Annotated in this window: 15 protein-coding genes and 2 rRNA genes; 8 read left to right on the forward strand and 9 right to left on the reverse strand. The window is 67.1% G+C overall.

Annotated features, from left to right (window positions below; genetic code table 11):
• Positions 1-168: 168 nt before the first annotated feature.
• The 5 genes from BJ970_RS18255 (at position 169) to BJ970_RS18275 (ending at position 9,070) form a co-directional block, all read left to right on the forward strand.
• Positions 169-3,242: ribosomal RNA gene (locus BJ970_RS18255) — 23S ribosomal RNA — on the forward strand.
• A gap of 131 nt (positions 3,243-3,373) precedes the next feature.
• A 5S ribosomal RNA gene (gene rrf, locus BJ970_RS18260) occupies positions 3,374-3,490 on the forward strand.
• A 123-nt stretch (positions 3,491-3,613) separates the two neighbouring features.
• On the forward strand, positions 3,614-4,366 hold the full coding sequence (locus BJ970_RS18265) for a type 1 glutamine amidotransferase (RefSeq protein WP_184727362.1): 753 nt from the start codon (positions 3,614-3,616) through the stop codon (positions 4,364-4,366).
• A 53-nt stretch (positions 4,367-4,419) separates the two neighbouring features.
• Positions 4,420-7,464 (forward strand): bifunctional [glutamine synthetase] adenylyltransferase/[glutamine synthetase]-adenylyl-L-tyrosine phosphorylase, encoded by a 3,045-nt coding sequence (locus BJ970_RS18270; protein ID WP_184727363.1) that lies wholly within the window; start codon positions 4,420-4,422, stop codon positions 7,462-7,464.
• Positions 7,465-8,209: 745 nt separating this feature from the next.
• Positions 8,210-9,070, forward strand: coding sequence for an SMP-30/gluconolactonase/LRE family protein (locus BJ970_RS18275; RefSeq protein WP_184727364.1), 861 nt, complete (start codon positions 8,210-8,212; stop codon positions 9,068-9,070).
• 126 nt (positions 9,071-9,196) lie between these two features.
• Here the strand turns inward: BJ970_RS18275 and glnA are convergent, their stop codons facing one another.
• Complete coding sequence (gene glnA, locus BJ970_RS18280) at positions 9,197-10,621, reverse strand: type I glutamate--ammonia ligase (RefSeq protein WP_184727365.1); 1,425 nt, start codon at positions 10,619-10,621, stop codon at positions 9,197-9,199.
• A 219-nt stretch (positions 10,622-10,840) separates the two neighbouring features.
• On the opposite strand from glnA, the gene BJ970_RS18285 reads away from it, so the two are divergent.
• Positions 10,841-11,311, forward strand: coding sequence for an RDD family protein (locus tag BJ970_RS18285; RefSeq protein WP_184727366.1), 471 nt, complete (start codon positions 10,841-10,843; stop codon positions 11,309-11,311).
• A gap of 74 nt (positions 11,312-11,385) precedes the next feature.
• Here BJ970_RS18285 and BJ970_RS18290 read toward each other — a convergent pair whose 3' ends face one another.
• The gene (locus tag BJ970_RS18290) at positions 11,386-12,114 is read right to left on the reverse strand and encodes a DUF4191 domain-containing protein (protein ID WP_184727367.1); all 729 of its coding nucleotides are present in this window, start codon (positions 12,112-12,114) and stop codon (positions 11,386-11,388) included.
• 65 nt (positions 12,115-12,179) lie between these two features.
• Entirely contained in the window at positions 12,180-13,181 is a 1,002-nt protein-coding gene (gene lipA, locus BJ970_RS18295) for a lipoyl synthase (RefSeq protein ID WP_184727368.1), read from the reverse strand.
• A gap of 197 nt (positions 13,182-13,378) precedes the next feature.
• Between lipA and BJ970_RS18300 the strand changes: the two genes are divergently transcribed.
• Positions 13,379-14,323 carry an LLM class F420-dependent oxidoreductase gene (locus tag BJ970_RS18300; protein ID WP_184727369.1) on the forward strand — a complete coding sequence of 315 codons (945 nt, stop codon included), beginning with the start codon at positions 13,379-13,381 and terminating at the stop codon, positions 14,321-14,323.
• A gap of 126 nt (positions 14,324-14,449) precedes the next feature.
• Here the strand turns inward: BJ970_RS18300 and lipB are convergent, their stop codons facing one another.
• The 4 genes from lipB to lpdA all read right to left on the reverse strand — a co-directional run bounded on the left by lipB (position 14,450) and on the right by lpdA (position 19,444).
• Entirely contained in the window at positions 14,450-15,196 is a 747-nt protein-coding gene (lipB, locus tag BJ970_RS18305; protein WP_184727370.1) for a lipoyl(octanoyl) transferase LipB, read from the reverse strand.
• 43 nt (positions 15,197-15,239) lie between these two features.
• Entirely contained in the window at positions 15,240-16,127 is an 888-nt protein-coding gene (locus BJ970_RS18310; RefSeq protein ID WP_184727371.1) for a TIGR01777 family oxidoreductase, read from the reverse strand.
• A 101-nt stretch (positions 16,128-16,228) separates the two neighbouring features.
• On the reverse strand, positions 16,229-18,016 hold the full coding sequence (sucB, locus tag BJ970_RS18315; protein WP_184727372.1) for a 2-oxoglutarate dehydrogenase, E2 component, dihydrolipoamide succinyltransferase: 1,788 nt from the start codon (positions 18,014-18,016) through the stop codon (positions 16,229-16,231).
• 57 nt (positions 18,017-18,073) lie between these two features.
• Entirely contained in the window at positions 18,074-19,444 is a 1,371-nt protein-coding gene (gene lpdA, locus BJ970_RS18320; protein ID WP_184727373.1) for a dihydrolipoyl dehydrogenase, read from the reverse strand.
• 263 nt (positions 19,445-19,707) lie between these two features.
• On the opposite strand from lpdA, the gene BJ970_RS18325 reads away from it, so the two are divergent.
• On the forward strand, positions 19,708-20,052 hold the full coding sequence (locus tag BJ970_RS18325; RefSeq protein WP_184727374.1) for an oxidoreductase: 345 nt from the start codon (positions 19,708-19,710) through the stop codon (positions 20,050-20,052).
• A 14-nt stretch (positions 20,053-20,066) separates the two neighbouring features.
• On the opposite strand, the gene BJ970_RS18330 is transcribed toward BJ970_RS18325, so the two are convergent.
• Positions 20,067-20,567, reverse strand: a complete 501-nt coding sequence (locus BJ970_RS18330; RefSeq protein WP_184727375.1) for an OsmC family protein — start codon at positions 20,565-20,567, stop codon at positions 20,067-20,069.
• Positions 20,568-20,703: 136 nt separating this feature from the next.
• Complete coding sequence (locus BJ970_RS18335) at positions 20,704-22,197, reverse strand: leucyl aminopeptidase (RefSeq protein ID WP_184727376.1); 1,494 nt, start codon at positions 22,195-22,197, stop codon at positions 20,704-20,706.
• Positions 22,198-22,223 lie beyond the last annotated feature (26 nt).

Here is a 22,223-nt window from a genome sequence, read left to right on the forward strand (position 1 = left end):
ATGGTTTGGAAGCGAATGTTTTCCGCTGTGGGTGCTCGATGGATTGTGGAACACACTAACGTCAACAAGACAGTTCGCTGTTGGGTGTCTGAGGGAGCACACTGTGTGTGTTTTCTTGTGTGTTTGGTTGTTGTTTGAGAACTGTATAGTGGGTGCGAGCATCTTTGTGGCCAAGTTGTGTAGGGCACATGGTGGATGCCTTGGTACCAGGGGCCGATGAAGGACGTGGGAGACTGCGATAGTCCTCGGGGAGTTGTCAACCGAGCTGTGATCCGAGGGTGTCCGAATGGGGTAACCCAGCCCGGGTGATGTCGGGTTACCAATGCCTGAATGTATAGGGTGTTGGGGGGAACGCGGGGAAGTGAAACATCTTAGTACCCGTAGGAAGAGAAAACACTGGTGATTCCGTGAGTAGTGGCGAGCGAAAGCGGAGGAGGCTAAACCGTGCGCGTGGGATACCTGGTAGGGGTTGCGTGTGCGGGGTTGTGGGACGCTGCTGGAAGACGCTACCGAGTCTTCAGCGTTGTTGTGTGGGTTAGTCGAATGGTTTGGGATAGCCGGCCGTAGTGGGTGAGAGTCCCGTAGGCGAAAATCTGCATGGCGCGTGTGGTGGTGTTCCCGAGTAGCAGCGCTTTCGTGGAGGGTGTTGTGAATCTGGCGGGACCACTCGCTAAGCCTAAATACCCCCTGGTGACCGATAGTGGATAGTACCGTGAGGGAATGGTGAAAAGTACCCCGGGAGGGGAGTGAAAGAGTTCCTGAAACCGTGTGCCTGCAAACCGTCAGAGCCTTCGGGTGATGGCGTGCCTTTTGAAGAATGAGCCTGCGAGTTACTGCTGCGTGGCGAGGTTAACCTGTGTGTGGGGTAGCCGGAGCGAAAGCGAGTCTGAAGAGGGCGTTTTAGTCGCGTGGTGTAGACCCGAAGCGGGGTGATCTACCCATGGCCAGGGTGAAGCGCGGGTAAGACCGTGTGGAGGCCCGAACCCACCAGGGTTGAAAACCTGGGGGATGAGTTGTGGGTAGGGGTGAAAGGCCAATCAAACTCCGTGATAGCTGGTTCTCCCCGAAATGCATTTAGGTGCAGCGTTGCGTGGTTGCTTGGGTGGGGTAGAGCACTGGTTGGTTGATGGGCCTTCGCGGGTTACTGAGATCAGCCAAACTCCGAATACGCCTGAGTTGAGCGTGGCAGTGAGACGGCGGGGGAGAAGCTTCGTCGTCGAGAGGGAAACAGCCCAGAGCATCGGCTAAGGCCCCTAAGTGTGCGCTTAGTGGGAAAGGATGTGGGATCGCTGAGACAACCAGGAGGTTGGCTTAGAAGCAGCCATCCTTGAAAGAGTGCGTAATAGCTCACTGGTCAAGTGGTCCTGCGCCGACAATGTAGCGGGGCTGAAGCGCACCGCCGAAGCCATGCCAACTGTGTGGTGACATATGGTTGGGTAGGGGAGCGTCCTGCATGCGGTGAAGCGCCGGCGTGAGCCAGGTGTGGAGTGTGTGGGAGTGAGAATGCAGGCATGAGTAGCGAGTGCAGAGTGAGAATCTCTGCCGCCGGATGACTAAGGGTTCCTGGGGAAGGTTCGTCCGCCCAGGGTGAGTCGGGGCCTAAGGCGAGGCCGACAGGCGTAGTCGATGGATAACGGGTTGATATTCCCGTACCCGTGTTGATGCGTCCATAGCGAATCCTTTGATACTAACCATCCTGGTGTGTGTTGATCCTTTGGGTGATGTGCATGCTGGCATGGGGCCTGATGGGGTAGTAGTTAAGTGATGGGGTGACGCAGGAGGGTAGCTCTGCCAGTGAGTGGTTGTACTGGTGTAAGCCTGTAGCCCGGTGTGTAGGTAAATCCGCATGCCATGAGGGGTGAGGGGTGATGCGTAGCCGTGGTGGTGAAGTGAGTGATCCCATGCTGTCGAGAAAAGCCTCTAGCGAGTGTCTTCACGGCCCGTACCCGAAACCGACACAGGTGGTCAGGTAGAGTATACCGAGGCGGTCGGGTGAACTGTGGTTAAGGAATTCGGCAAATTGCCCCCGTAACTTTGGGAGAAGGGGGGCCGCTGCTGGTGAACGCCCTTGCGGTGGGAGCTGGTGGTGGTCGCAGAGGCCAGGGAGAAGCGACTGTTTACTAAAAACACAGGTCCATGCGAAGCCGTAAGGCGATGTATATGGACTGACGCCTGCCCGGTGCTGGAACGTTAAGAGGACCCGTGAACCTGTAAGGGTGTAGCGGAGAATTTAAGCGCCAGTAAACGGCGGTGGTAACTATAACCATCCTAAGGTAGCGAAATTCCTTGTCGGGTAAGTTCCGACCTGCACGAATGGCGTAACGACTTCTCCGCTGTCTCGACCACAGGCCCGGTGAAATTGCAGTACGAGTAAAGATGCTCGTTTCGCGCGGCAGGACGGAAAGACCCCGGGACCTTTACTATAGCTTGGTATTGGTGTTTGGTTCGGCTTGTGTAGGATAGGTGGGAGACTGTGAAGCCATGACGCTAGTTGTGGTGGAGTCGTTGGTGAAATACCACTCTGGTCGTTCCGGGCATCTAACTCGGGTCCGTGATCCGGATCGGGGACAGTGCCTGGTGGGTAGTTTAACTGGGGCGGTTGCCTCCTAAAGGGTAACGGAGGCGCCCAAAGGTTCCCTCAGCCTGGTTGGCAATCAGGTGTTGAGTGTAAGTGTATAAGGGAGCTTGACTGTGAGACTGACGGGTCGAGCAGGTGCGAAAGCAGGGACTAGTGATCCGGCACTGGCTGGTGGAAGCGGTGTCGCTCAACGGATAAAAGGTACCCCGGGGATAACAGGCTGATCTTGCCCAAGAGTCCATATCGACGGCATGGTTTGGCACCTCGATGTCGGCTCGTCGCATCCTGGGGCTGGAGTTGGTCCCAAGGGTTGGGCTGTTCGCCCATTAAAGCGGCACGCGAGCTGGGTTTAGAACGTCGTGAGACAGTTCGGTCCCTATCCGCCGCGCGCGTAGGAGACTTGCGGAAGGCTGTCCCTAGTACGAGAGGACCGGGACGGACGTACCTCTGGTGTGCCAGTCGTTCTGCCAAGGGCGTGGCTGGTTGGCTATGTGCGGGAGGGATAACCGCTGAAAGCATCTAAGCGGGAAGCCTGTTCCTAGATGAGGTCTCCCACCCCTTTGTGGGTTAAGGCCCCCGAGAGATGATCGGGTTGACAGGCCAGGTGTGGAAGCGCGGTAACGTGTGGAGCTGACTGGTGCTGATAGGCCGAGGACTTGTTCACAAAGATTGCTACGCACCCACTATACGGTGTCTGAGACAACAACCAGACACGTTGATAATCGAAGATGGTTTTGTGTCATTGATTCTGGCACCCGAGGTTTTCCCGCTGCTTGTGGTGGTGGGGTGTGGGTTGTCGGTGGCGATGGCGGGGAGGGTCCGCCCGGTCCCATTCCGAACCCGGTAGCTAAGCTCCCCAGCGCTGATGGTACTGCACTCGACAGGGTGTGGGAGAGTAAGACACCGCCGACACACTAATTGGAGAAGCCCCTCCTTCCGGAAACGGAAGGAGGGGCTTTTTCGTTTCGGCTCAATTCATGATTTCGTCCGGAAGCCCGATAGGCGGCCGGACCCTCGGCACGTACCCTCACGGGCATGGGTGGTGTGCGGATTCTCGTTGTGCAGCCGTGGAGGGGGGATCCGTCGGCCGAGTTAGGTGAATGGCTGCTCGCTGCCGGTGCGGACCTCGATGTTGTGCTCCCGGCAGAGCAGCAGCTACCGGCGGACTTCGCCGGCCATCAGGGGCTGGTTGTGCTTGGCGGCAAGATGGGCGTGTACGACGACGCTGATCACCCCTGGCTAGCAGAAGTTCGCGCCCTGCTCAGCAAAGCGGTGAGCCAGCGGGTTCCGGTGCTGGCGATCTGCCTCGGCGCCCAACTGCTCGCCGCCGCGACCGGTGGCCAGGTGCGTGCCGCGCGCAAAGGACCGGAGGCCGGCACCTTGCTGGTCGCGAAGCGGGACGCCGCGGCGGAGGATCCGTTGCTTGGCCCGGTTCCGTTGACCCCCGATGTGTTGCAGTTCCACACCGACGAGATCACGATGCTGCCACCGTCGGCGCAGCTGCTCGCCTCCTCGCCGAAGTGCGATAACCAGGCGTTCCGGGTCGGGGACTGCGCGTACGGGTTGCAGTTCCACATCGAGACCACGCCGGACGTGGTGTTGGATTGGGCCAGGCAATCCCCGGAGGTCGCGGCAACGATTCGCCCGGGACAACTGGAACCCGAGCACCTTCACGAGTTCCACGCCGATCTCGCCGAAACGTGGCGACCGGTTGCCGAGCGTTTCGTGCGGCTGGTCGCCACGCCGCCAGAGGAACGCAGCAACAGCCGATTCCTGCCATTGGCGTGAATTGTCCCCAGGTCGGGTCTTCGCCGGCATTCGATGCGGACTACGGTTCGGATATGGCCAACAGCAGTTCGTCGCGATCGGGCTCAGTGCCGTCCACCGCGCGTTACGGATTCAGCGACGCGCCACGGGCCGAGGCCCAGCTGAGACGAGCCGGCTGGTGGTCCGACGCAGGTCCGGAGCAAGCCGCGTCGATCGTGGCCGCGCTGTCCCGCTCTCCGGACCCGGACCTCGCGCTGTTTTCCCTGGACCGGTTCCGGGAAGTCCTCGATTCGGACTGCTGGGCGGAGCTGGCACACGAGCTTGCCGATGACGTGGGGCTGCGGGGACGGTTGTTCGGTGTGCTCGGCGATTCGACGGCGTTCGCCGATCACCTCGTGGCGCATCCGGCGGACTGGCGTCGACTACGCTCGGACGCCGTCCAGCCGAGCACCCTGCACGAACGCACGTCGGTGCTGCTCGCCTCGGTGGGGGCGGTTGGCGGCGGAACGCCCGGAACCCCGGATGGCCCGGTCGCCAAGCTGCACGGTCCCGACGCCGTGAGCGCCCTGCGCAGCACCTACCGCGGACTGCTGCTGGACGTCGCCGGGCACGACATGGGGAGCGTCGCGGAGCCGTCGTTGCCGTCGCTGCCCTACGAGAACGTCGCCGCGACACTGTCCGACGTGGCAGTAGCCGCGATTCGAGCGGCACTGTCGGTTGCCGTGGCCGAACTGCAGCGGTCAGGGGTGCACGACGTGCCTCGTCTCGCGGTGATCGCGATGGGCAAGTGCGGCGGACGGGAACTGAACTACGTCAGCGATGTCGACGTGGTTTTCGTCGCAGACAACGAGTCGGACATCCCGGCGGCGACCAGGCTGGCCAGCCTCATGATGCGCGTGGCGAGCCCGGCGTTCTTCGAGGTCGACGCGGCCTTGCGCCCGGAGGGCAAGGCCGGTGCATTGGTGCGGACGCTTGACGGCCACCTCAGCTACTACCGCAGATGGGCCCGTACCTGGGAGTTCCAGGCGTTGCTAAAGGCACGACCGGTGGCCGGGGACGAAGAGCTTGGTGCCCGCTACCTCGAAGCCGTGCAGCCCTTGGTGTGGACTGCCGCGGAGCGGGAGGGCTTCGTGGCGGACGTACGGTCGATGCGGCGGCGGGTGGAGGACCATGTTCCCTCGGAGTTGGTCGAGCGCGAGTTGAAGCTCGGCCGCGGGGGCTTGCGGGACGTGGAGTTCGCCGTGCAGCTGCTGCAAATGGTGCACGGTCGCAGCGACGACTCGCTTCGTTCGACATCCACATTGGACGCATTGCTGGCGTTGGGCGAGGGCGGATATGTTGCCCGCACGGACGCAGCCGACCTGGTGGACTCCTACCGGTTCCTGCGCACGGTGGAACACCGGTTGCAACTGCGGCAATTGCGCCGCACCCACCTCTTTCCGCCCTTCGACGACAGCGACGCGCTGGGTGTGCTGGCCCGGTCCGTGGGACTGCGCTCCAGCGGCCGGAACACCGCCGCCCAGGCCCTAGTCACGGACTTTCGCAGGCACGCCAACAGGGTTCGCCGCCTGCACGAGAAGTTGTTCTACCGACCCTTGCTGGAAGCGGTCGCGAAGGTGCCCACGGACGCATTGCGGTTGACCACGTCGTCGGCCGTCGAGCGGCTGGCTGCGCTCGGCTACACGTCGCCGGAAGGCGCGTTGCGGCACATTGGGGCTTTGACGTCCGGCGTGTCGCGCCGGGCAAGCATTCAGGGGACGTTGTTGCCGATGCTGTTGGATCTGCTGGCGAGCACCCCCGATCCCGATGGTGGCCTGCTCGCCTACCGCAAAGTGTCCGAGGCGCTGGCCGAAACCCCGTGGTACCTGCGGTTGTTGCGGGACGAAGGTGTGGTCGCGGAGAGGTTGGCGCAGCTGTTGGGCACCTCGAAGCTGGTGCCGGAGTTGTTGGTGCGCGCACCGGAGGTGTTGCGGTTGCTGTCGGACACTGCGGCACTGGCCGACCGCGATCCGATGGAGGCATCGACGTCGCTGCGCAGCGCGGTCGCGCGGTACTCGGAACCGCAGCGCGCGGTGTCCGCCGCGAGGTCGTTGCGGCGGCACGAGTTGCTGCGCATCGCGTGCGGTGATCTGCTCGGTCTGATGGAACCCACTGTGGTGTTCTGGGCGCTGTCCAACATCTGGGTGGCGGTGCTTGAGTCGGCTTTGGACGTGTCCATGCGGGACGTGGCAAGCCGGTCGGGAGGCGAGGTCCCGGCGCGGATCGCGGTGATCGGCATGGGGCGTTTGGGTGGTGCCGAGCTCGGCTACGGCTCCGATGCCGACGTGATGTTCGTGTGCGAGCCCGCCGGCGGGGCCGACGAGCGGACGGCTGTCCGGTTCGCCACCTCCGTCGTGGAGCAGGTGCGGCGGCTGCTCGGTTCGCCGAGCCAGGATCCGCCGCTTGAGGTCGACATCGACCTGCGACCGGAAGGGCGCCAGGGGGCGCTGGTACGGACCCTGGATTCCTACCTGGCGTATTACCGGCGATGGGGCGAGGCGTGGGAGGCGCAGGCCCTGCTTCGGGCGCGAGCCGTGGCGGGCGATCGGGACCTGGGGGAGAAGTTCTGCCGGGCCATCGACCCGATCCGCTATCCCGAGGGCGGACTGGACGAGTCCAAGACCCGGGAGATTCGCCGCATCAAGGCACGGGTGGATTCCGAGCGGCTGCCACGGGGTGCCGACCCGGCCACCCACACCAAGCTCGGGCGCGGCGGCCTCGCCGACGTCGAGTGGACATTGCAACTGCTGCAACTTCAGCACGGGCACGAGTTCGCCGAACTAAGAACCACTTCGACGATGGACGGGCTGCGTGCGGCGACGGACGTCGGCCTGCTGGAGGCCGCTGACGCCGCTGAGCTCATCGAGGCATGGACGCTGGCGATGCGAGTGCGCAACGCGGTGATGCTGGTGCGTGGCAAACCCGACGATCAGCTTCCCAAGCATACGAGGGACCTGAGCGCGGTTGCGGCGGCGTTGGGTTATCCGGCCGGAGTGGACACCGGCGAGGTCGTCGACGATTACCTCCGGGTGACGCGGCGCGCTCGCGCCGTGGTCGAACGGGTTTTTTACGGCTCCTGATCGCGCCACCGCGGTGGCGGCGTGACCGGTCCGCCGCGCCAGGCCGAAGACCGTGGCCATTCGCGGATCGTGGCGGCGCTGGTGGCCGGATTCCCCTAGTCCGGCTGCGGTCGGCGCATTGTCGCAGTCGGCGTCTCGGTTGTTCCGGCAACATTTTCTTCAGCACGAACTTCGTGGCGGCCCGAGATGGCCTAATAGCGGGGTTTCTGGCCGGATTCCGGCCCCTCGACCATCCCAAGACGCCTACCTCCACTTTGTCAGTGTCGAGCCGGCGCTGCGCCGCACCGGACTCGTGCCTCGGCTGTGCGCCGAATTCGTCGATACTGCTTGCCGGTCGCAGCCGGGTTAACTGCATCACGTCCCCGACCGCACCGGATGATCGGTTTTCACCGGAGCACGGGTTTCGAGCCGGTTCTCGGCGACGCCGAAAGAGATGCACGTGCACCGCAATTACGACGGTCGGGGACCCATCGGGTTCGCTTCGTCCGGGATGTTTCCCGGTCTCCTGGTCGCTGAACTGCGACGGGCGTGCAACGTGGACTATTCGGGCAAACCTGGGGGAATTGGTTCGGCTGCGTGAAGCGGCGGTAATCCCGTAGCCCAGATGACGCATCGCCGGGTAACCCGGATCGGGTCCTGATTGGACGGCTTTCGCCGAAACCCGGTCGGCGGTCCCGAATTCCTGAATTCACCAGTAGTCTCGGCGGTCGAGGGAAGGCGGGCATGGTTCGGAAATGGGGGATTGATGTCCGAGGACTTCGAGCTGCTCGTCGACCGGCAGGCGCTGTGCGGGGCGAGCCCGCTGTGGATGTCGGCGCTCAATTGCGTGTATTGGGTGGACTTGTTGCGTCGCGAATTACACACCTATAGCCGGGATTCCGGTGTCGACGAAGTGCGGGTGCTGCCGGGTGCGGTCACCGCGCTCGGCACTACCCGGCACGGCCAATTGATCGCCGCCGCCGGGAACGGTTTCTCTCGGATTTACCTAGGGCGTGCCGCGCTGGAACCGGTCGTGCAGGTGCGCAGCGGCGACCGGATGGGCGTCGGCGCCTGCGACCCGGCCGGGCGGTTCGTGGCCGGCACGGTAACGCACAACCGCGACCTGCGGGCGAGTGCGCTGTACGTGCTCGACGGTGACCGGGCCCGGCTGTTGGTCGACGGAGTGACCAGCGCCGCTGGCCTGGCCTGGAGCCCGGACGGTTCGCGGATGTACGTGGTCGACACCCGCACCATCTGGGTCTACGACTACGACGTGGACCAGGCGCGGGCGTATTCCGGGCGGCAATGGGCGGTGTGCGCAGAGTCCGAAGGCAGCCCGGAGGGCGTCGCGGTGGACGCCGAGGGCTGCGTGTGGGTCGCGATGCACTGGACCGGCCGGATCCACCGGTACTCCCCGCGCGGCGACCTCGAAACCGTGTTGTGGGCTCCGACCAGGCGGATCACCAGCCTGGCTTTCGGCGGGTCGCGATTGGAGGAGATGTACGTGACGTCGGCGTGCTTCGGCTACGACGAGCTCGCCTTGCTCGCCGACCCCTACGCCGGCGCGCTGCTGCGGTTCAAGCCCGGCGCGGTCGGTGCGCGGTTACCGCCCTGGCAGGGGATCTGACCTTGGGGGCCGTCGTTGCGGCCACAAATCCCACCGGTTAATAACACCCGCTGCCGCCGCGCTGGGTAACGCGAAACGGGGTGGGGACCGAAGTCCCCACCCCGTTTCGCCGGACTGGTCAGCCGATCACACGTCGAAGTACAGCGAGAACTCGTGCGGGTGCGGCCGCAGGCGGATCGGGTCGATCTCGTCCTCCCGCTTCAGGCCGATCCAGGTCTCGATCAGGTCGGGGGTGAACACGCCACCCTCAAGCAGGAAGTCGTGGTCGGCTTCCAGGTTGTCGATGACCTTGGCCAGGCTGTCCGGCACGGTCGGCACGTTCTTGGCCTCTTCCGGCGGCAGCTCGTAGAGGTCCTTGTCGATCGGCTCGGCCGGCTCGATCTTGTTCTTGATGCCGTCCAGACCGGCCATCATCATCGCGGCGAACGCCAGGTACGGGTTGCCGGACGGGTCCGGGCAGCGGAACTCGACGCGCTTGGCCTTCGGGTTCGCACCGGTGATCGGGATCCGCATGCAGGCGGAGCGGTTGCGCTGCGAGTACACCAGGTTCACCGGGGCCTCGTAGCCCGGCACCAGGCGGTGGTAGGAGTTCACCGTCGGGTTGGTAAAGGCCAGCAGGCTCGGCGCGTGGTGCAGGATGCCGCCGATGTAGTAGCGCGCCATGTCCGACAGGCCGGCGTAACCCGACTCGTCGTAGAACAGCGGGCTGCCGTCCTTCCACAGCGACTGGTGGGTGTGCATGCCGGAACCGTTGTCGCCGAACAGCGGCTTGGGCATGAACGTCACGGTCTTGCCGTGCTGCCAGGCGGTGTTCTTGATGACGTACTTGAACAGCTGCAAGTCGTCCGCCGCGTGCAGCAGCGTGTTGAACTTGTAGTTGATCTCGGCCTGGCCACCGGTGCCGACCTCGTGGTGCGCGCGCTCGATGGTGAAGCCCGAGCCGATCAGCTGCTTGACCATCTGGTCGCGCAGGTCCGCGAAGTGGTCGTACGGGGAGACCGGGAAGTAGCCGCCCTTCATCCGGGTCTTGTAGCCCCGGTTGCCGCCGTCCTCGTCGCGGCCGGTGTTCCACCAGCCTTCGATCGAGTCCACCTCGGCGAAGGTCTTGTTGGCGGCCTCGCCGAACTTGACCGAGTCGAAGATGTAGAACTCGGCCTCGGCACCGAAGAACGCGGTGTCGGCGACGCCGGACTCGGCCAGGTACTGCTCGGCCTTGCGCGCGATGTTGCGCGGGTCACGGGAGTAGGGCTCCAGCGTGAACGGGTCGTGCACGAAGAAGTTCAGGATCAGGGTCTTCTCGGCACGGAACGGGTCCACCCGGGCGGTGTACGGGTCCGGCAGCAGCAGCATGTCCGACTCGTGGATCGACTGGAAGCCGCGCACCGACGAGCCGTCGAAGGCCAGTCCCTCGGTGAACGCATCCTGGTCGAACGCGGCGGCCGGCACCGTGAAGTGCTGCATCACGCCCGGCAGGTCGCAGAACCGGACATCGACGAACTTCACGTCTTCATCGGCGATGAAGCGCAGGACCTCGTCAGGATTCTTGAACAACCTCGGTGGCTCCTTCACGCACTCGTAAGCTCACCGACGCCATGCCAAAAAAGATCCGCCGCCGGCTCAGAGCCTACGTTATGTCACGGGTGTTGCTTTGCCGTCACCTGAATGTTTCGCGGGAGTTAACATCCACCTGTTCGGGGGGTAGGGCTTGCGTGAAGCAGCCGATTGTGCTGCTCCATCGGCAGTACTGCGGAGCCACGTACCCTGGGTGACGTGCGAAGAGTCATCGGCTCGTGGCTGGGCGGCCCGAGGAGCGCATTCAACCACGTGCGGGAGCAGGCGAACGAGGCGCGACCCAGCTGGCGCGGCCAGAAGCTCGGCCTGCCCGCGGACGGACCCGGATCGGCGGCGCCGCCGGGCAAGCGCCTGCTGGCGTTCGTCATCGATATCCTGCTGGCGGCGTTGATCACCGGTGCGTTCACCGCGCCGAAGTTCCCCGGCGACTGGAGCCTGCTGACCTGGTTCCTGATCACCGTCATCCCGGTGGCCTTCTTCGGCTTCACACCGGGCATGGCCGTGGTGCGGATCTGGGTGGCCCGGATCGACGGGACGACCATGGTCGGGCTGCCACGAGCGGTGCTGCGTTGCGGGCTGACACTGTTGATTATCCCGGCGGTGATGTGGAACTTCGACGGTCGCTCCTGGCACGACCGCCTCACCGGCACCGTCGTCCTCCGCCGCTGACCGGGCGTGACGAACAAGCGGGCCCGGGTTCACGGCACCCGGGCCCGCTTATTGTCCCTGTTACCTTCGCGCGGTTACTTCGCGCGGCGAACGGCGCGCTGCACATTGCGCATCTTGGCGCCCTGTGGCATGGGGCCCTTGGGCAGTGCGTTGCCGCGGCTGGCCAGCGCCGAAAGCCGGTTCTCGATCGCGTCGACCTGGCCCGGACCGATGTTGCGGGGCAGCTTCATGATGCGCTGCTGGAGCTTGCTCAACGGAACCTGGCCCGCTTCATTGCCGACCGTCAACTCGTAGATCGGGGTTTCCCCGATCAGCCGGGCGACCCGCTTCTTCTCCTGCGCCATGAGCGACTTGACCCGGTGCGGGGAACCCTCGCCGACCAGCACCACCCCGGGGCGGCCGATCAGCCGGTGCACGGCGTCGAGTTGGGCCGTGCCGGCCACGGCCTGGGTCAGCACCCAGCGGCCGCGAAGGTTGTCCAGGGCCCACCCGGCGGCACCGGGCTGGCCGTCCGCCTTGCGGTAGACGTTGGCCTGGACCCGGCGGCCGAAGATGATCACTGCGGAGAGCAGGCCGAAGGCCAGTCCGACGGGCAGGAAAACCCAGTGCAGGCCCCAGATCATGCCAAGCAGGAACACCACGACGGTCACGCCGAGGAACGCCCCGAGCATCAGCGGGAGGAGTAGCTTGTCCTCCCGGCGTTGCATCTTGAACGCCTCGAAGATCTGCTTGATGCGGCCCCAGGTTTCCTGACGCCGTGCTTTGGCCGCCGTTTTCTTGGCGCCCTTGTCCTGCTTGGCCATGGTCTTCAGGATACGGCGCGGCCTGCGTGAGGTGAACTCGGCTCCAGAGCCCGCCGATTTCGCCGTTAGCGGGAGAGCAGGCTGCTCGCTTCCTGCGCGGCGGTGCCGGCCTGGGCCAGGTGCGCGAGGTTCTCCGGGAGCGGCATGCCGCGGTGCACGGTGGCCTTGGCGTACAGGCGACCGGCTCGGTAGCTGGAGCGCACCAGCGGACCCGCCATCACTCCGGGGAACCCGATCTCCTCGGCCGCCTTGGTGTGCTCCACGAACTCCTCCGGCTTGACCCACCGGTCCACCGGGTGGTGCCGCGGGCTGGGCCGCAGGTACTGCGTGATGGTGATGATGTCGCAGCCCGCGTCGTGCAGGTCCTGCAGCGCCGGGCGCACCTCTTCCGGCGTCTCGCCCATGCCCAGGATCAGGTTCGACTTGGTCACCAGCCCCGCCTCGCGGGCCATCGAGAGCACCTTCAGCGACCGCTCGTAGCGGAAGCCGGGCCGGATCCGGCGGAAGACGCTCGGCACGGTCTCCAGGTTGTGCGCGAGCACCTCCGGCCGGGAGCCGAACACCTCGGCGAGTTGGTCCGGGTCGGCGTTGAAGTCCGGGATGAGCAGCTCTACTCCGGTGCCCGGGTTCAACCCGTGGATCTGCCGGACCGTTTCGGCGTACAGCCACGCGCCGCCGTCGGGCAGGTCATCGCGGGCGACACCGGTGACGGTCGAGTAGCGCAGGCCCATCGCTTGCACCGACTCGGCGACCCGGCGCGGCTCCTCGACGTCGAGCTCGGCCGGTTTCCCGGTGTCGATCTGGCAGAAGTCGCAGCGGCGGGTGCACTGGTCACCGCCGATGAGGAAGGTCGCCTCCCGGTCCTCCCAGCACTCGAAGATGTTGGGGCAGCCCGCCTCCTCGCAGACGGTGTGCAGGCCCTCGCGGCGAACGAGGCCCTTCAGCTCCTGGTATTCGGGGCCCATCCGTGCGCGGGTCTTGATCCACGACGGCTTCTTCTCGATCGGCGTCTGGCTGTTGCGGGCCTCCAGCCGCAGCAGCTTCCGACCCTCCGGCGCGACAGTCACGACGACAGGCTACGCCCCCGGTACCTGCGGTCTGAAATGGTGAGAACGGTCACTACCAGGGCCGACTTGCCGGAACCGCCGCCGGAAGAACTCCGGCCCAGCCGGGAAGCGCGGCGCTGGCCCGCACTGTGTTGCGGACCACCTGGGGCGGCCGAGTGGTCGGCGTCGGTAAGGCCCCACCACTAGCCTCGTTGGCCGTGAGCGAACTCTTCAAGTTGCGGATCTTCACCGAGCCCCAGCAGGGCGCGACCTACGACGACTTGCTGCGCGTGGCCAAGCACGCGGAAACGACCGGCTACGACGGGTTCTTCCGCTCCGACCACTACCTGAAGATGGGATCGGTGTCCGGCGAGCCCGGCCCGACCGACGCCTGGGTGACGCTGGCCGGGCTGGCCCGCGAGACCAGCCGGTTGCGGCTGGGCACGCTGATGACGGCCGCCACCTTCCGGTCGCCCGGCCCGCTGGCGATCTCGGTCGCCCAGGTCGACCAGATGTCCGGCGGGCGCATCGAGCTCGGCCTCGGCACCGGCTGGTACGAGCAGGAGCACACCGCCTACGGCATTCCGTTCCCGTCGTTGAAGGAGCGGTTCGACCGCTACGCCGAGCAACTGGAGATCATCACCGGGCTGTGGGAAACACCGGTCGGCGAGCACTTCCGGTACGACGGCGAGTACTACCAGCTGGCCGAATCGCCGGCGTTGCCCAAGCCGGTGCAGCGGCCCCGGCCGCCACTGCTGATCGGTGGGCAGGGCAAGAAGCGGACGCCGAAGCTGGCCGCCCGGTTCGCCGACGAGTTCAATTTGCCGTTCGTCGACATCGACACGGCCGCGAAGCAGTTCGAGCGGGTGGCCGAGGCGTGCGCCGCGATCGGTCGGCCGCACGAGGACATCGTGCGGTCTGCGGCGCTGGTGCTGTGCGTGGGCAAGAACGACGCCGAGCTCGCCCGCCGAGCTGACGCCATCGGCTGGGAGGTCGAGGAACTGCGCCTCAACGGCTTGGCCGGGACGCCCGACGAGGTCGTCGCCAAGATCGGGACTTGGCGGGAGCGCACCGGCATTACCCGCCTGTACCTCCAGGTCCTCGACCTCTCCGACCTGGATCACCTCGACCTGGTCGCCGCAGAGGTTGCCGCGCAGCTCTGAGCGCTTGGATGAGGGCGACCAAGCGGTGCACATGCCCTCACCTGCCGCGCCCGGCGGCAGGTTGCCGCTCAGCGGACTTCCAGGTCGGTGCGGGCGATCTCGGCGGTGTTTGTCAGCCGAGTCAGATCAGCGCAGGCTCGGATCCAGCGACAGCGTCACGCCGGCGGCGGCCGGCTGCGCGCGCGGGATATTGCGTTCGCTGACCGGCAACGTGCCCTCCAGCGCGTCGAACACACCCTGCTGGACCAGCGGCATCGTCTCCGCGACGGTGACCGTCCGACCGGTCTCCAGGCTCAGCGAGGTGGTGCCCGCGTCGGCGATGCCGCATGGCACGATCCGGTCGAACTGGCTCAGGTCGGCGTTGCAGTTCAGTTCCAGCCCGTGCATCGTGATGCCGCGCTGCACCCGGATGCCGATCGCGGCGATCTTGCGCTCCGGGCGGCCGTCCTCGGCGGGCAACCAGACCCCGCTGCGGCCCTCGACGCGGCCCGCTTCCAGGCCGAACCGGTCGCACACCCAGATCAGCGCCTGCTCCAGGCGGCGCACGTAATCGACCACGTCGATCGGGTCGGCCAGCTTCAGGATCGGGTAGCCGACGATCTGGCCCGGGCCGTGCCAGGTGATCTTGCCACCACGGTCGACGTCGATGACCGGCGTCCCGTCGGTGGGGCGGTCCTCCGGCGAGGTGCGCTTGCCCGCGGTGTAGACCGACGGGTGCTCCAGCAGCAGCAAGGTGTCCGGGTTCTGCTCCTCGGCGCGGCCGGTGGCCAGCTCGCGCTGCAGGTCCCAGGCGGAGAGGTAATCGATGGTTCCCAGGTCACGCACGGCCATCGGGGCAGCGGACGCGCGGCACGAAGTATTGGCACGACTCACGCGGCTAGGCTACGCCCCGAGTCCAGCGGCACATCCGTAAGGCTCACGAGGAGACGGCAGCCGCCAGCGCCGCCCCGACCGACGGGTGCTGGAAGGTGAATCCCTGGGCCTCCAGCACGGTTGGCAATGCGCGTTGCCCGCCCAATGCCTGCTCGGCGAGCTCGCCGAGCACGGTTCGGAGGGCGAAGCGCGGCACGATCCACGGTGCCGGACGCCCCAGGGCCTCGCCCAGCGCGCGGGTGAACTCCGCATTGGTGACCGGAGCCGGACCCGTGAGGTTGACCGGACCGGCCACCTCGGGCCGCTCCAGCACGAAGCGGATCGCGGCGACCTCGTCATCCAGCGAGATCCACGGCAGGTACTGGGTGCCGTCGCCGAACCGGCCACCGAGCAGCATCGCGAACAGCGGCCGGAGCTGACCGAGCAGCCCGCCGGCCGGCGAGAGCACCGCACCGCTGCGCAGCAGCACCACCCGGGCACCGGCCTGCGCCGCGGGTTCGGTCGCGGCCTCCCATCTGCGACACAGGTCGGCGAGGAAATCCGTGCCCGGTCCGGAAGCCTCGGTCACCGGCTTCGGTCCGCTGTCGCCGTAGAAACCCACCGCGGAGCCGTTGGCCAAAACCGGAACACCCTGCTTGGCGACGGCCTCGGCGAGCACTCGCGTCGGGCGCACGCGGGAGTGCACCAGCTGCCGCTTTCGCTCCGGCGTCCAGCGCTTGTCGCCGATGCCTGCGCCGCACAGATTCACCACCGCGTCGGCGCCATCCAGCGCGTCCGCGTCGAGCTGTCCGGTCTCCGGATCCCAGCCCCGCTCGTCGGGGGCCGCCGGAACCCGGCGAACCAGCCGGACCACGTCGTGCTCGGCTTGCCGCAAGGCGGCCACCAGAGACGTACCGATCAATCCGGACGAACCGGCGACAACCACGCGCATGCCCGGCATCCTGCCGCACCGGTTGGCCGAGTGCGAACCGTCCCACCGGAACGCGAAAGGCCGCCCACCACATGGGGGGCGGCCTTTCGCGTGCTGCTAGGTCACAGGCCCAGGTCGGCCTCGAAGGCGCCTTCCTCAAGCCGCTGCTTGAGCGTGGATAGGAAGCGGGCGGCGTCCGCGCCGTCGACCAGCCGGTGATCGTAGGACAGCGCCAGGTAGACCATCGAGCGGATCGCGATGGTGTCGCCACCGTTCTCGTCGGCCACCACCACCGGGCGCTTCACCACCGCGCCGGTGCCGAGCATGCCCACCTGCGGCGGGTTCAGGATCGGCGTGTCGAACAACGCGCCGCGGCTGCCGGTGTTGGTGATGGTGAAGGTGCCACCGGAGAGCTCGTCCGGCTTGATCTTGTTGTTCCGGGTCCGCGCCGCCAGGTCGGCGATCTTGCGGGCCAGCCCGCCGAGGTTGAGGTCCCCGGCGTCGTGGATCACCGGCGAGACCAGGCCTCGCTCGGTGTCCACCGCGATCGACAGGTGCTCGGCACCGTGGTAGGTGACCTGCTTGTTCTCCTCGTCGATCGAGGCGTTCAGCTTCGGGTGCAGCTTCAGTGCCTCGGCGGCGGCCTTGGCGAAGAACGGCAGGAACGAGAGCTTGACGCCCTCGGCCGCCTCGAAGCCCGTCTTGGCGCGCTCCCGCAGCCGGGCGATCCGGGTCACGTCGACCTCGATCACCGTGGTCAGCTGCGCCGCGGTCTGCAGCGACTCGACCATCCGGCGGGCCAAGAGCTGACGCAGGCGGGACATCTTCTGCGTGGTGCCGCGCAGCGCCTTGGCCTCCGCCGACGGCTCCACGGTAGGTGCCGGGGCGCTCGGTGCCGCTGCGGCCGGGGTCGGGGTCGGAGCCGCGGGTGCCGGTGCCGCCTGCTTGGCGTCGATCGCGGCCTGCACGTCCTGCTTGCGGATCCGGCCGCCGACACCGCTGCCCTTGATCGCGGACAGGTCGATCCCGTGCTCATTGGCCATCTTGCGGACCAGCGGCGTCACGTACGGCGCGCCACCGGCTGGCGCTTGCTCGGCAGGCGGCGCCGTGGGCGGTGCCGGAGCCGGTGCCGGTGCGGCGGGCGGCGCGGCCGGAGCAGCTGCCGCGGGAGCCGGTGCCGGAGCCGGGGCAGGCGCAGCGGCCGGTTCAGCCGGGACGACGGGCGCGGGTGGCTCGGGCTCGGGCTCGGGCTCGGGCGGCGCGGCCGGGGCTGGAACCGCGCCAGCGGCGCCGATCACGGCGAGCTTGGCGCCGACCTCGATGGTTTCGTCCTCACCGGCGGTGATCTCCAGCAGGGTGCCGGCCACCGGCGACGGGATCTCGGTGTCGACCTTGTCGGTGGACACCTCCAACAGCGGCTCGTCGGCCTCGACGGTCTCGCCGACCTGCTTGAGCCACCGGGTCACGGTGCCCTCGGTGACGCTCTCGCCGAGCGCCGGCATCGTGACGTCCGTGCCCTCCGCGCCACCAGCCGGCGCTGCGGGGGCGGCGGGCGCCGAGGGCTGGGATGGGGCGGGCTGCTCCGCGGCCGGAGGTGCCGCCGGTTCGGCCGAAGCTTCGGGGGCGGCGGGGGCTTGCGGGGCGGTCTGGGTTTCGGGGGCCGCTGCTTCGCCGCTGTCGGCGATCACGGCGAGCTCGGCACCGATCTCGACGGTGTCGTCTTCCTGGGCGATGATGCGCTGGAGCACACCGGCGGCGGGCGACGGGATCTCGGTGTCGACCTTGTCGGTGGAGACCTCCAGCAGGGGCTCGTCGACCTCGACGGTCTCGCCCTCCTGCTTGAGCCACCGGGTGATCGTTCCCTCGGTGACGCTCTCGCCTAGCGCCGGCATCTGAACGGAGAAGGCCATCTGTTGCTGACTCCTCGTGGGTGGGGCGGGGGGTGCTGGCTGACTGCGGAGCCGACGTCAGCCGTGCACGTGCAGCGGCTTGCCGGCCAGGGCGAGGTGCGCCTCGCCCAGGGCTTCGGTCTGGGTGGGGTGGGCGTGCACCAGCGGAGCGACATCCTCCGGCAGGGCCTCCCAGTTGTAGATCAGCTGCGCCTCGCCGATGAGCTCACCGACGCGGTCGCCGACCAGGTGCAGGCCGACCACCGGGCCGTCGGTCGCGCGGACCAGCTTGACCGCGCCTTGGGTCTTGAGGATCTGGCTCTTGCCGTTACCGGCCAAGTCGTAGGTGAACGTCTCCACCGAGCCGTACTGTTCCTTCGCCGCGGCCTCCGTCAGGCCCACCGAGGCGACCTCCGGGTGGCAGTAGGTGACGCGCGGGATGCCGGCCTCGTCGATCGCCTGCGGCACGAGCCCGGCGATGTCCTCGGCGATGAAGATGCCCTGCTGGAAACCGCGGTGCGCCAGTTGCAGGCCGGGCACGATGTCGCCGACGGCATAGACGCCCGGCAGGTTGGTGCGCAGCCGCTCGTCGGTGCGGACGAAGCCGCGCTCCATGTGCACGCCGACTTCCTCGAAGCCGTGCCCGGCAGTGTTCGGGCCGCGACCGACCGCGACCAGCAGCAGGTCGGCGTCGTAGGTCTCGCCGTTCTCCAGACTCACCGAGACGCCGGCGTCGGTCTGCTGCGCGCCGGTGAACTTCACACCGGTCTTGAACTTGATGCCCCGCTTGCGGAACGCACGTTCCAGGCGCTTGGACGCGAACTCGTCCTCGTTGGGAACCAGGCTCGGGAGGGCTTCGACGATGGTCACGTCCGCGCCGAAGGAACGCCACACGCTGGCGAATTCCACGCCGATCACGCCGCCGCCGAGCACGACGACCTTCTCCGGGACGAAGTCGAGGTTGAGCGCCTGCTCGCTGGCGATGATCTTGCCGCCCAATTCCAGGCCCGGCAGCGTCTTGGAGTAGGAGCCGGTGGCCAGGACCACGTTCTTGCCGGTGTAGCGGGTGCCGTTGACCTCCACGGTCTTGGCGTCCACCAGGGTCCCGGCGCCCTCGACCAGGGTCACCTTGTGCGCCTTGGCCAGGCCCTGCAGGCCCTTGTACAGGCTGGCGACGATGCCGTCCTTGTACTTGTTGACGCCGTCGATGTCGATGCCTTCGAGGGCGGCTCGGACGCCGAACTGGTCGGCATCGCGGGCGGAGTCGGCAACCTCGGCGGCGTGCAGCAGCGCCTTGGTCGGGATGCAGCCTCGGTGCAGGCAGGTCCCTCCGAGCTTGTCCTTTTCGATAAGGACGACGGACAGGCCTAGCTCGGCCGCGCGGAAGGCGCAGGCGTAGCCGCCCGAACCGCCGCCGAGAATGACCAGATCGGCGGGCGTGTCGGTCACTTCGCACTCCTCGACAGGCGTCGTTGACTAGCTGACGGCGTCGCCGGACCTAGAGGTCACGGCCGCCTGACAGCCATCTTGTCACCACACGACGCGCCGACGCGACGTGGGCCGGGTGATCTGCGCTGCACTGTCGCGGAACACGGCGGTGGCGTTCGATCGAAGCCGGAAGGGGCTGAAAGTTTTTCACACGTACCCCATGTCGGTGATGGCATAGTCGAGAGCGGCTGCTGTTCCATATCCCCTGACGGGAGGCGAGTCCGGTGGGCCTGTTCGGTCGGTTCCGCGGGAAGCGGTCCGGCGGGGTGCGCGGCGCGAGTTCGGGGGACGTCGAGCACCTGATCAACTGGGCCGCACAGCGCCGAGGCGTTGAGGGATACCTGGAACCGCGCACGACGGTGACCGAGACGACGCTGATGCTGATCGCGCACGACGGCGAGTGGACCCGGCGGCGCGTGGACGGCCCGTCGGCAGCGCACCGGCTGACCCGCAAGATCGGTATCCCGCTTTACGAGGTGTCCAAGGTCGGCTACCCGCAGCGGATGCGGGACTACCAGGCGCGCCAGCGCATCCTCCGAGACCGGGCCCGGCGAGCCGCCGACGGCTAGCTAAGTCCCGATCCCTAGTTCGCGATGCGCGTGGTCGGGGCGCAGTTGACCGGGAAGGTGACCGACTTCGCGATGTAGCAGAGTTCGTGGGCCCGCTGGTGCAGCGCTTCGGCCACGTCGACGCTCGCCCGATCAGCCACGGTGACCACCGGTGCCAGCTGCACTTCCTCGAATTGCCCGGAGCCGTCCGGGTTCTCGGCGAGGATCCCGCGCGCGTGGTCGTGGTAGCCGGTGACCACCACGCCACACTCCGCCGCGAGATGCAGGAACCAGAGCATGTGGCACTGCGACAGCGATGCGACCAGCAACTCTTCGGGGTTGTAGCGGTCCGCGTCGCCCAGGAAGACCGGGTCCGCGGAGGCGCCGATGGCGTCCTTGCCGACCGCGCGTACCTCGTGGGTGCGTTCGTAGCTGCGGTACGAGCTGGTGCCCTGTCCGGTATTGCCGGTCCACACCACATCGACCTGGTAGCCGTGCCGGGCCGCGTTGGGCGCGGCCGGTGTCGATTCGGTCATCGACCCATCGTGGCACTCCGCCGCGGTGCCGTGGTGATCCTTTTGAGGTTCGGGTCACAAATACGCCACCTTGGCGGAGTAGCCGGCGGCAAACCCGGCCTCGGCCGACCGAGTCGGGTCTGCGAGGGTTCTCCGATCAGCCCTGGTCGGCGATGTCGGCCAGCACTGCGGCGATGGTCCGGACCGGGACGCCGGTGCCGCCCTTCGGCGTGTAACCCCACGGGGCGTTCGTGTTGTAGGAGGGCCCGGCGATGTCCAGGTGTGCCCACTGCACGTCGTCGGCGACGAACTCCTGGATGAAGATGCCCGCCGCGAGCATCCCGCCCCAGCGGTGTCCGGTGATGTTGGCCAGGTCGGCGAGCTTGGAGTCCAGGTCGCCGCGCAGTTCCTCGGGCAGCGGCATCGGCCAGCCGCCCTCGCCGACGGCCTGCGACAGCCGCGCCACCCGGTCGCGGAAGTCGTCGCTGCCCATCACGCCGGGGGTGCGCTTGCCCAGTGCCACCAGCTGCGCCCCGGTCAGCGTGGACGTCTCGATCAGGTAGTCCGGCTCGTCCTCGCAGGCGCGCGTGATGGCGTCGACCAGGATCAGCCGGCCCTCGGCGTCGGTGTTGAGCACCTCGACGGTCTTGCCGCCGTACATCGTCAGCACGTCGCCGGGGCGGTACGCGGTGCCCGACGGCATGTTCTCGGCCATCGGCACGGTCGCGGTGATCTCCAGCGGGTAGTTGAGCCGGGCCGCCAGCAGCATGGTCGCGATCACCGCGGCAGCCCCGGACATGTCCGAGGTCATGTCCTCCATGCTCGCGGCGGGCTTGATCGAGATGCCGCCGGTGTCGAAGGTGATGCCCTTGCCGATCAGCGCGACCTTCTTGGTCGCCTTCGGACCCTTGTGCCGCAGCCGCACCAGGCGTGGCGGACGGGCGGAACCGGCGCCGACGCCGACGATGCCGCCGAAACCCTGCTTGCGCAGCGCGTTGTCGTCGAGCACCTCGACCTCTAGGCCCGCGGCGCGCCCGAGCTCGGCGGCGCGCTCGGCGAAGGAGGCCGGGAACAGGTCGTTGGGCGGGGTGTTGATCAGGTCGCGGGCGGTGTTGACCGCCTCGCCGATCGCGGTGGCGCCCTTCAGCGCGTGCGCATTCGCGTCGGCCTTGGCGTCGTCGACCACGAAGTCCACTTTGGACACCAGGTCGCCGCCCGACTGCGACTTGTACTTCGTGAAAGCGTAGGCACCCATCACCGTGCCCTGCACGGCCGCCGACAGGTCCAGAGCGGACAGCGTCGTCGCCGCGTGCTCGACGCCATTCAGCGCGCGGGCCACGGCTCCGGATGCCCGGCGCACCGCCTCGCCGGAAACGCCGCCGTTGGCCGCGGGCTTGCCCAGGCCGACGGCGACCACGATGCCCGCGCGCAGCTTGCCTCCGGCGGGCAGCCGGACGACCTCGTCCGCCTTGCCGGTCGCGCCCAGCGAAGTGAGCACCTTCAAAAGGTCTCCGTCGTAGGCGGCGGCGACCTGGTCGGTGCCGGGGGCGAGTTGCAGGCCGTCGGAGCCCTGCACGGTTGCGACGATGAGCGCGTCCACGGTCAGCTTGGCCACCGCGGTGTCGGTGAGTGCGAGTTTCGGGGTCGTCACGTGGTCATCCTCCGGGTCACGGCGTC

It is taken from the genome of Saccharopolyspora phatthalungensis, assembly GCF_014203395.1.
In the GTDB taxonomy this organism is placed as follows: Bacteria; Actinomycetota; Actinomycetes; order Mycobacteriales; family Pseudonocardiaceae; genus Saccharopolyspora; species Saccharopolyspora phatthalungensis.